14 protein-coding genes and 3 rRNA genes are annotated in these 9443 nt (G+C 43.5%); 10 read left to right on the top strand and 7 right to left on the bottom strand.

Annotated features, from left to right (window positions below; all coding sequences use genetic code 11):
- Positions 1-198: 198 nt before the first annotated feature.
- The 3 genes from QUB26_RS21395 (at position 199) to rrf (QUB26_RS21385) (ending at position 1167) form a co-directional block, all read left to right on the top strand.
- A complete protein-coding gene (locus tag QUB26_RS21395; RefSeq protein ID WP_333319628.1) occupies positions 199-354 on the top strand; it encodes a hypothetical protein in 156 nt (51 codons plus the stop codon).
- Between the two features lie 196 nt (positions 355-550).
- Positions 551-667: ribosomal RNA gene (gene rrf / locus QUB26_RS21390) — 5S ribosomal RNA — on the top strand.
- Positions 668-1050: 383 nt separating this feature from the next.
- A 5S ribosomal RNA gene (gene rrf / locus QUB26_RS21385) occupies positions 1051-1167 on the top strand.
- A 68-nt stretch (positions 1168-1235) separates the two neighbouring features.
- Here the strand turns inward: rrf (QUB26_RS21385) and QUB26_RS21380 are convergent.
- Positions 1236-1508 carry a hypothetical protein gene (locus QUB26_RS21380; RefSeq protein WP_333319625.1) on the bottom strand — a complete coding sequence of 91 codons (273 nt, stop codon included), beginning with the start codon at positions 1506-1508 and terminating at the stop codon, positions 1236-1238.
- A gap of 119 nt (positions 1509-1627) precedes the next feature.
- Between QUB26_RS21380 and rrf (QUB26_RS21375) the strand changes: the two genes are divergently transcribed.
- From rrf (QUB26_RS21375) to QUB26_RS21360, 4 genes are all read left to right on the top strand, one after another.
- Positions 1628-1744 (top strand): 5S ribosomal RNA (gene rrf / locus QUB26_RS21375).
- Between the two features lie 323 nt (positions 1745-2067).
- Entirely contained in the window at positions 2068-2322 is a 255-nt protein-coding gene (locus QUB26_RS21370; RefSeq protein ID WP_333319622.1) for a DUF4258 domain-containing protein, read from the top strand.
- Between the two features lie 11 nt (positions 2323-2333).
- Positions 2334-2552: a DUF2283 domain-containing protein gene (locus QUB26_RS21365; RefSeq protein WP_106332875.1), complete on the top strand. Its 219-nt coding sequence runs from the start codon at positions 2334-2336 to the stop codon at positions 2550-2552.
- A 177-nt stretch (positions 2553-2729) separates the two neighbouring features.
- Positions 2730-2906, top strand: coding sequence for a hypothetical protein (locus tag QUB26_RS21360; RefSeq protein ID WP_333319619.1), 177 nt, complete (start codon positions 2730-2732; stop codon positions 2904-2906).
- A 158-nt stretch (positions 2907-3064) separates the two neighbouring features.
- Here the strand turns inward: QUB26_RS21360 and QUB26_RS21355 are convergent, their stop codons facing one another.
- The 4 genes from QUB26_RS21355 to vapB form a co-directional block, all read right to left on the bottom strand.
- On the bottom strand, positions 3065-3484 hold the full coding sequence (locus tag QUB26_RS21355; protein WP_333319616.1) for a putative toxin-antitoxin system toxin component, PIN family: 420 nt from the start codon (positions 3482-3484) through the stop codon (positions 3065-3067).
- Complete coding sequence (locus QUB26_RS21350) at positions 3477-3704, bottom strand: hypothetical protein (protein WP_333319614.1); 228 nt, start codon at positions 3702-3704, stop codon at positions 3477-3479. Before QUB26_RS21350 ends, QUB26_RS21355 begins: the two co-directional genes overlap by 8 nt.
- Before the next feature lie 186 nt (positions 3705-3890).
- Positions 3891-4532: a hypothetical protein gene (locus QUB26_RS21345; RefSeq protein ID WP_333319612.1), complete on the bottom strand. Its 642-nt coding sequence runs from the start codon at positions 4530-4532 to the stop codon at positions 3891-3893.
- A gap of 177 nt (positions 4533-4709) precedes the next feature.
- Complete coding sequence (gene vapB / locus QUB26_RS21340; RefSeq protein ID WP_333319610.1) at positions 4710-4931, bottom strand: type II toxin-antitoxin system VapB family antitoxin; 222 nt, start codon at positions 4929-4931, stop codon at positions 4710-4712.
- Between vapB and QUB26_RS21335 the strand changes: the two genes are divergently transcribed.
- The 3 genes from QUB26_RS21335 (at position 4915) to QUB26_RS21325 (ending at position 6293) form a co-directional block, all read left to right on the top strand.
- Positions 4915-5049, top strand: coding sequence for a hypothetical protein (locus tag QUB26_RS21335; RefSeq protein WP_333319608.1), 135 nt, complete (start codon positions 4915-4917; stop codon positions 5047-5049). The genes vapB and QUB26_RS21335 overlap by 17 nt on opposite strands.
- An 89-nt stretch (positions 5050-5138) precedes the next feature.
- Positions 5139-6023 (top strand): carboxylating nicotinate-nucleotide diphosphorylase, encoded by an 885-nt coding sequence (gene nadC / locus QUB26_RS21330; protein ID WP_333319606.1) that lies wholly within the window; start codon positions 5139-5141, stop codon positions 6021-6023.
- Positions 6024-6170: 147 nt separating this feature from the next.
- On the top strand, positions 6171-6293 hold the full coding sequence (locus QUB26_RS21325) for a hypothetical protein (RefSeq protein WP_333319604.1): 123 nt from the start codon (positions 6171-6173) through the stop codon (positions 6291-6293).
- A gap of 48 nt (positions 6294-6341) precedes the next feature.
- On the opposite strand, the gene QUB26_RS21320 is transcribed toward QUB26_RS21325, so the two are convergent.
- A complete protein-coding gene (locus QUB26_RS21320) occupies positions 6342-7370 on the bottom strand; it encodes a C39 family peptidase (RefSeq protein ID WP_333051967.1) in 1029 nt (342 codons plus the stop codon).
- Between the two features lie 623 nt (positions 7371-7993).
- The gene (locus tag QUB26_RS21315; RefSeq protein WP_333244308.1) at positions 7994-9322 is read right to left on the bottom strand and encodes a pitrilysin family protein; all 1329 of its coding nucleotides are present in this window, start codon (positions 9320-9322) and stop codon (positions 7994-7996) included.
- Positions 9323-9443 lie beyond the last annotated feature (121 nt).

Below are 9443 nucleotides of genomic sequence, written 5' to 3'. Positions count from 1 at the left end.
ATAGCTCAGTGCCAGGTTAATAATAAATTAAAGCTCTTTTCCCGCAACAACGGAAAAGGGCTTTAGTTTTTTGGTGATTATTACTCATCTACACAAAAGCTCGTCTAGGGCCCTTTGTAGAAATCTCAATATTCTGGGCCAGCAGCAGATTTTGGGTCGATCGAACTTGATGCGAGTTTTGAAAACTTTTTTACAAATTTGGTAATTGCGTCTTTGCGGCATGAGAGGCAAATTGCGACAGAATCTGAAAGCGCGATCGAACAATTAACAGTTAAGCAGGTCGTGGCGTGGTTTGTGAAGGACGGGAAAATTCGCCGAGAACAGGGAACCGAGGCGGCTTTTTTGGATTTGTGAGTTAAAGGTCGATCGACCGCACCCCCAAACCCTGCCTCAAACCCTGATAATTCCAGCGGTTTCGGGCGATCTAAAAAAACTTTTGACAAAGGGGTTGACAGACAAAGGAAAACTTGATAAGGTAATTAAGTCGAGCGAAAGAGATGCAGCGCATCAAACTGAACGCAGACACAGGATTAAAAGTTTTCAAAGCTTTCCTGGTGCTTATGATGTAATGGAACCACTCCGATCCATCCCGAACTCGGTTGTTAAACGTTGCTATGGCGAAGATACTCGGCGGGTCACTGCCCGGTAAAATAGCTCAGTGCCAGGTTAATAATAAATTAAAGCTCTTTTCCCGCAACAACGGAAAAGGGCTTTAGTTTTTTGGTGAGTTATTAGGTATCTACACAACAGCAAGTCTTGGGCCATTTGTAGAAATCTCAATATTATCGGCCAGGAACAGATTTTGGGTCGATCGAACTTGATGCGAGTTTTGAAAACTTTTTTACGAATTTGGTGGTTGCGTCTTTGCGGCATGAGAGGCAAATTGTGACAGAAGCTCGGCTATAGGGGGCTGTTTCGGGCGATCGAAAAAAAGTTTTGACAAAGGGGTTGACAGACAAAGGAAAACTTGATAAGGTAATTAAGTCGAGCGAAAGAGATGCAGCGCATCAAACAAAACGCAGACACAGGATTAAAAGTTTTCAAAGCTTTCCTGGTGCTTATGATGTAATGGAACCACTCCGATCCATCCCGAACTCGGTTGTTAAACGTTGCTATGGCGAAGATACTCGGCGGGTCACTGCCCGGTAAAATAGCTCAGTGCCAGGTTAATAATAAATTAAAGCTCTTTTCCCGCAACAACGGAAAAGGGCTTTAGTTTTTTGGTGGATTATTACTCATCTACACAACAGCAAGTCTTGGGCCCTTTGTAGAAATCTCAATATTCTCGACCAGGAACAGATTTTGGGTCGATCGAACTTGATGCGAGTTTTGAAAACTTTTTTACGAATTTGGTGGTGGCGTCTTTGCGGCATGAGAGGCAAATTGCGACGAACCGATGCGGCTTTTTGGGATTTGTGAGTTAAAGGTCGATCGCTCCCACTGGCAAATAATACGTCAAACTCGGCTATTGGGGGCGGTTTCGGGCGAGCTAAAAAAACTTTTGACAAAGGGGTTGACAGACAAAGGAAAACTTGATACATTAATTAAGTCGAGCGAAAGAGATGCAGCGCATCAAGCTTAAAATTAAGCTAAACGCAGACACAGGATTAAAAGTTTTCAAAGCTTTCCTGGTGCTTATGATGTAATGGAACCACTCCGATCCATCCCGAACTCGGTTGTTAAACGTTGCTATGGCGAAGATACTCGGCGGGTCACTGCCCGGTAAAATAGCTCAGTGCCAGGTTAATAATAAATTAAAGCTCTTTTCCCACAACAACGGAAAAGGGCTTTAGTTTTTTGGGGAGTTATTAGTCATTTGCTTTAGGGTTCGGCGGTTGAAACCGCTACGAAACAAACGAAGTCCGCCTCCGGGGACTAAAGAATAAAGAGGTTATTAAATCAGGATTTGGTATCATCTCCTGCAAGCATCGCTCATGAACTAGCTCTTGCACAACCATCCGCCTTGGACTAAAGTTAGTTTATGGACTTAGTTTTTTAAGAGCATGGAAACTGTAAATATCCATGTGAATTAGGAATTTAAAATTTTAATTTATTGGACAAGAAAGAGTGAAACCTATTAGACTAACTAATCATGCCCAGGAACAAGCGATTGAAAGAGGTACCAATGAAGCCGAAATTATTGATACCATTATGACAGGTAATCGACAAATTGCTAAAAATGGTAGGTACAAATATCAAGCTACTTTTCAGTATAATAATGATTGGCAGGATAAGTTCTATTCTCTCAAGAAAGTAGTACCGATTGTAGCCGAGACTGATACTGAGTTAGTTGTTATCACAGTGTATACATTTTATTTTTGAGGTAAAATTTTATGAAGATTAGTTATGATTCCGAAATTGATGCTCTCTACATTAGACTTGTAGAAGGTAAGCATCAGTGTCGCACTTTACAGTTAACTGACGAAATTGCTTTAAATATTGGGGAAAATGAGTTATTGGTAGGGATAGAAGTTTTAGATGCTACACAGGTTTTAGGTAGTGGAAATGTACCTAATGTAGTGCTAGAAAATATAGCTTTTACTGTAGCTTAAATAGGGAAATCAATCGCTACCTGTGTAAATATAAGTAAGGATGAGTGGAAAAATGATCCGTACTTTTGATGCAAAATCTTATACAGATTTACTTGTTCGCTATCAACCAAAACCGATCGCAAATGAAGCAGAAACGAGGCCGCGATCGCTCTCGCTTGCGAACTGGAACACCGCCCTATGCGATCGCTGGAAGAAGACCTATTTCTGGAGCTTTTGATAACGCTGATTGAAAAATTTGAATCGGAAAATTATCCGATTCCTGCAGGAAATGCTGCTTCAATGTTGCAACATTTAATGGATGCGAGAAATTTGGACAAATCTGATTTGATTCCTGTTTTGGGAACGGAAACATAGGTTGATAAAGTTTTTGTTAGCGGAAGGGCGATCGAAATAGATGAAGCCCGGAAATTAGCCGATTTTTTCCAAGTTGATATTAGTTTTTTTCTTTAAGTGCGATCGGCTACTTATCCCATTTTTCCTAGTGGTATAATGGCAAAGTTGAGCCACGGAGACTACTCAGATTCGATCGTCTTCAAAAACTCGTCTGCTGTGATTACCACCACACCACGAAATGGGTGCAATACGAGCAAATCCCTATCACCAGTGATGATATACTGCGCTTCTCCATTTAATGCCAAATCCAAAACCTTGTCATCTTTTGGATCGCGACACTCTTGCACCTTCTCAATTATCTCTACTAGAACTGCCCTGTCCACCAAGGCTGCTAAAAATTCCTCCCTTTCTTCACTTGTGACATATCGATTAAATTTTTCGCGACCCAATACCTCATTCAATTCTTCTAGCAGTTCAAGTGATAGTAACACCTCTCCGTTTGCTAAAGCATATCGAAGGGCGCGATCGGGTTTACTGTTATCAAACAGAATCGCACTGACAATTGCATTTGTATCAAAAACGTAGCGCATCTTACTCATCAAAAAGAATTGAATCCAAAATTTCTGGGGTCAATCCTCGCGATTGAGCATTCCGACTCATCTCACTCATTACCTCTTCTAGGGGTCTTTTGCGTCGAATTGCATCACTAAGTTTCAGGCTAAGTAATGCCTCTAATTTACGACGCTGTTCTTCAGAAGCAGCCTCAAATATCTTAGCAACTTCAGCATTGACGCGAATTGCGATCGTTTTGGTTTGCATGATGGTTATGTGATGTTTCAATGACTGTTTTCAAATAATCTAGAATTGCGGGGGAATAGAACCATATTTTAACACAATCATCACGAGCGATCGCCCTTATTTTAGCAGTCAATAGTGGGCGATCGCATCTTTCCTAGTGGTCGAACGGCAAAGTTGAGCGGCGCCTAGTAACCTTTATTCTATAACTTAATGAGCCTCTACAGTAATCTGCCAATCATTATCCAGTTTTTGGACATGGAGGCTAGGAATGGTCTGAAGTATTTCAATCAATTTCATATCAGGACACACGCTTCGTATTACAGTTCGTATTGGTTGCTTATAATCATCGTGAAACTTTTTACTCAATACTGCAATTGTCACAAAATTTTCAGGCTGATTTACCATCAAAATCTTGATAATTTCTATCAAAGCAATTTCCAAGTCATTTACTGATTTAATGTCAAGAATTAAGATTCGCTGATATTCTGAAATCCTTTGAACTTGGCGAGGTGAGATATCTTCAGCACCCTCAGCCTCCACTATCGTTGGCAAGCTCTCATCGACTTTCTTAGGTCGCTTACGCTTCATTCCGTCTTTGATTGAGGTTGCTTGATACTTGTCAAAACTAGGGACTACTGCCTGAAGAAGAGCTACATAAAACTCTTGCGGTATTGGAGTGCCGTAGATCGAAAAGCGCCCGCTAGTTGTCAAAAGACTCCTCAAACCGTAGCTATAACCTTGAACTTTTGCCACTACTTCAAGTGACACTCCATACTTTTTATAAAATATCTCAGTGAGCCTAGCCACGGAAATCCAGGGATTGCCGTTCCTACTGGATTCAATAGCCATGAGGTTTTCCAGCTCTTCGAGTAGCAGTGGTAGCCACGAGGACGGATCTTGATGAGACTCCATTTTTTTTAATTACACCTCAGTAACAATGGGCGTGACACATAACTACAAGTTTATTGCCGACTATTCCATAATTCTCTGAGTTTGGCTTCCCTCACCGAAAGAAGTCTGAGTTTCTCATGAAACTTCACAGTCATTTAAATCTTCGAGAGGTTCCTCAAAATCATCAGACATCCAGATTTTACCTTTCCAAATTCCAAGTCCGCCTCGCTTTGTCGGCTTTTCTTGGGTTGAGTTTTTAGCCTGCTTTTCAATCAAAAACTCAATAGAATGAAGCACTTCTGTCTGAAGAGACTCAGGGAGTTCTTCTAATTTTTCTAAAATGACTGGCTGTATCATGGTTTCTACTCGCGATCGCCCCATCTACTCCATTAAAGCACCAAAACCCAATGTCAGCAATAGAATAGCCGATTATCTGGCGCGATCGCCCCCGCCTCCCAAATTGCGATCGCACTAACATCATCATAATTGTGCAACTTGCCTAAAATCGCCCGATCGACTATTGTTCCTAATAGATATCATCTTGATATAACAACCAACAAAAACATGACAGCAATATTACCGCCTTGGATAGTTTTAGACTCCCTATTGCACAACTGGCTACTAGAAGATATCGGTAGGGGCGATCGCACAACATCGGCCTTATTTCCCGCAAACAGCATCCAGGGTACTGCTAAATGGATTGTCAAAGAAGCTGGAGTCATTGCGGGATTGCCAATTGCCGATCGCACATTTAAACTTTTAGACAGCAACCTCAGTTTCATCCCCCAAGTACCGGAAGGGAAACTGTGCGAAAAAGGAGAAGTAATCGCCGAGATTTCCGGCAATTTCGATGCGCTGCTAACCGGAGAAAGAGTAGCATTAAACTTGGCAATGCGTTTGAGCGGCATCGCTACTTTAACTCAAAAATATGTTGACAAAATTGCCGATTTACCCGTGCAATTAGTGGATACCCGCAAGACAACGCCCGGATTGAGATTGTTGGAAAAATACGCAACTCAAGTCGGCGGTGCTTGCAATCACCGGATGGGATTAGATGACGCGGTGATGATTAAAGACAATCACATTGCGGCGGCTGGGGGAATTGCAGAGGCGATCGCCCTAATTCGCAATTCTATCCCCTATCCGCTGACAATCGAAGTCGAAACCGAAACTCTGGCCGAAGTAGAGACAGCTTTGCAGCACAAAGCCGATATTATCATGTTAGATAATATGTCCTTGGATTTGATGGGGCAGGCTGTGGCAATAATTCGCCAAAAGAGCGATCGGGTAAAAATTGAAGCTTCCGGCAATGTTACTTTAGAAACAATTAGAAGTGTAGCGGAAACCGGAGTGGACTATATTTCTACCAGTGCTCCGATTACGCGATCGACTTGGCTGGATTTGAGTATGAAAATTAATAGTAATACCCGCAGTCCGGCAGGGGTTTAAACCCCTGCCTCAAAGCTGAAGTCCTCTAAAAGAGGACTAAGAGACATCTCCAAAAAAGAACTTGAAACCCAAGTCAAGCCTAAGCTAAAATCTAATTTCGGGAGAATTCTAATGAATTATTCAGTCCTCTTTTAGAGGACTTTCGCTATGAGCCAGGGGTTTAAACCCCTGGCGGTATTTGGGGCCCGATCGATATTGCGGCTGAAGTTGGTACCAATGGGCAATGCCGTGTCCGACCTTGCTGAGAGTCAACTGTCAACTATTGGTTAGTTATTACCAATAACCAATAACCAATAACCACTAACTACTAACAAATTACTACTTAGAGATAAAATGAACCCAAAAATGCCCGTCAGGTATACAGAGGCTGCGGATTAAGCGGTAAGTATAGTGCAAGTAAGCACCGCTGACACTTGTATCGTAGCCAGTTCGGAACCACTCGCCATAGGGATCGTGAACGAAGAATCCCTCGCTGTCGTAGCCTGCGACAACTATAATGTGACCGAAAGACGTGAAGTATCCGTGGATGACAGCGGGATTTCCGCTGGCTAGCCAATCTTGAACGTCATCAATAGTTGCATTCTCGGTAAAGAAATCTTGAGCGCCGTAATCTCTAACAATTTTTGCTAAATCGTAGGGATCCCAACGACTGTAACCTTTGGCGATCGCATATTCGTAAAGTTCGTCTTCATATTGCCCGGTTTGTTTGCGCCGTGGCACCTTCAAAAAGTCCAGACACATCGCTAATGAAGTTACATTGCAAGAACCTGTAGGATTATTCAAGTTATCCATTTGCGATAGATAAGGAATGCCAAGCCTGACAGTTGGGGGATTAGGTTTCGGAAAAAGCAGAATGCTGTCTTGAGTAATTTGAGCGTGTCCTCCGAAAACATACCAAACCCCTGAACCTTTGAAAGACTCGTTGCGGAGAGCAACTCTGATGTGACAGCGAGCCGGAGCAAAAGCCAGGATCTCCAACTCTTTTCCGGCTGGTATTACTTGTTTTTCTGAGTCCTGAAGTTGAGAAGACGCGACCGGTTTTGATTTAAAAATGGTGTCTCTGAGCGTTTTCAGGATCAGGGGCTGTGTGGGAATGTCCTCTGGTTTGGTTTCGATCAGCTTTTTGGCTGTGACTGCTCCCAAAAAACCCGCTTCGCCGCACTTCATCAGAGTTTGAAATCGGTGGAGGGTGGCGGTAGAGAGAGGGCCAAAAATTCCGTCTACGGGAGGTTTCAGTAAACCTAGGTCAATGAGGCGACTTTGAATTTGGCCACTGAGTTCGTCGTCTGCAGCGATTGCTTTGGCATCGTACCTAATGTTTGAGTTGAGAAAGTTTTGTAATTTCATGCTTGCGTGCCCTGTCAGTCGATTTTAGATTTTAGATTTTAGATTTTAGATTTGACAATTACGACCGCAGATAAATCAGGTGGCCCCAGACCAAATTGCTTGATTGTCAATAATTCCCTGTTTATCGTCTCATAAAATTACGGTGATTTTACCGATCAATCGATTTTAGATTTTAGATTTTAAATTTTAGATTTTAGAATTACGATCGCCAATAAACCCGGTTTTCCTAGAGTACATTGCTGGCTCATCAATAATTCCCAGTTTATCGTCTCATAAAATTACGGTTATTTTGCCGATCGATCGATTTTAGATTTTAGATTTTAGATTTTAGAATTACGATCGCCAATAAACCCGGTTTCCATAGAGTACATTGCTGGCTCATCAATAATTCCCAGTTTATCGTCTCATAAAATTACGGTTATTTTGCCGATCGCCCGTACCTTAAAGGCTTCATACTAATTATTGGATACAAAACCTTCAAGGCGAGAGCCGATCGAATTTCACGCACTATTGACTAAAAATCCCTCGTGCGCGTTGACATTGTTTCTGCCGAATGCCGAATGCCGTTGGATGCCTCAAAACCAGAGGGATGGGAAAATTCCCCTGTTGAGGCGAAGTCAGATTTATGCTTCTTCCGGGCGAATTACCACAACACCCATTGCGTCGGGAGACAGATATTTGACAGCGGCTTCTCGGAGATCCTCCGCAGTCTGAGCTTGGATGCAGGCCGCATAGTTGAGGGCGGGAGCGATATCTCCTACCATCGACTGATAGTAACCGTACAAACTTGCTCGATCGCTCGGAGTTTCGTTACCAAAGATAAACCGATTTGCTACTTGAGTGCGGATGCGGGAAATTTCGGCATCTGTCACCAGTTCGGTTTGGAGAGTGCGGATGTGTTGGACGATCGCAGCTTCCACTGCAGCCAAGTTTTCTGTCGGTAGTTGAGCGGAAATAGAGAATACGCCACCGAGTCGCTGAGTCATGTTGCTGACCGAAATTGACGAAACTAGCCCTTTTTCTTCGCGCAAATCCTGAACCAAGCGAGTTGTGCGGCCGTGTCCCAAAATTGTCGCCAAAACGTCGAGGGCATAAGTTTCGGACATTTCCATGAAACCTGGCACTCGCCACATCACGATCAGTCGGGCTTGCTGAAGGGCAGAGTCTACAAATTCGCGGCGGACTGTTTCTGTAAACGGCGATTCTTGGCCGTAGTTCAGGATTTGGGATTCTGGGTGAAAGTTACCGACAGCAGGCACATTTATTTTGTTGTTTTGTGCTGTACTTTTTGCTGCAAAACTGTCTGCGACAATTTCTATTAGTTGATCGACTGGCAAATTGCCTACAGCTACGGCTGTCATGGCCCCTGGGTGATATCTGCTGCTGTGGAAATCCCGCATTTGTTGGGCTGTCAACTGTTCGATTACGGCAGTCGGGCCGAGTACCGGTCGCTTGTAGGGCAGGACTTCAAAGGCTAATTCCATCGATCGCTGATAGGTGCGGCGGCGGGGATTGTCTTCCGATCGTCTAATTTCTTCTAAGACTACCAGCCGTTCTCGATCGAAGGCGTCGTCGGGAATGCTGGCGTTGAGCAACACATCGACTTGCAGGGGAGCTAGTTCGGCAAAATCTTTAGGAGCTGTGGTGATGTAGTAGTTAGTGTAATCTTGGCTGGTGGCAGCATTGGTGACAGCGCCGCGCTGTTCGATCGCGCGTTCAAATTCGCCACTGGGAATGCTGGGAGTTCCCTTAAAAATCATGTGTTCTAAAAAGTGAGCCATGCCGTTAATGTCGTCTGGTTCGACGGCTGAGCCTAAATTGAGCCACACGCTGAGGTTAACAGCATCGACCGGCAGGTGTTCGGCTATAACTGTGAGGCCGTTGGGGAAATGGCGGATTGTTGGGGCGTTGAGGGGCGATCGGGCGGAGGTTTTGATTAGGGTGGATGTCATTGCGCTTTTAAATTTATCTTGTTCTTTATATCTTAAAGGGTCATCCGATTTTAGATTTTAGATTTTAGATTTTAGATTGATCCCACGGCTGATGGTTGGTGGGGATGTTGTCGGGGGCGCT

It is taken from the genome of Microcoleus sp. B4-C1 (genome assembly GCF_036705285.1).
Classification (GTDB): Bacteria; Cyanobacteriota; Cyanobacteriia; order Cyanobacteriales; family Microcoleaceae; genus Microcoleus.
This window is presented reverse-complemented; position numbering and strand designations above follow the sequence as displayed.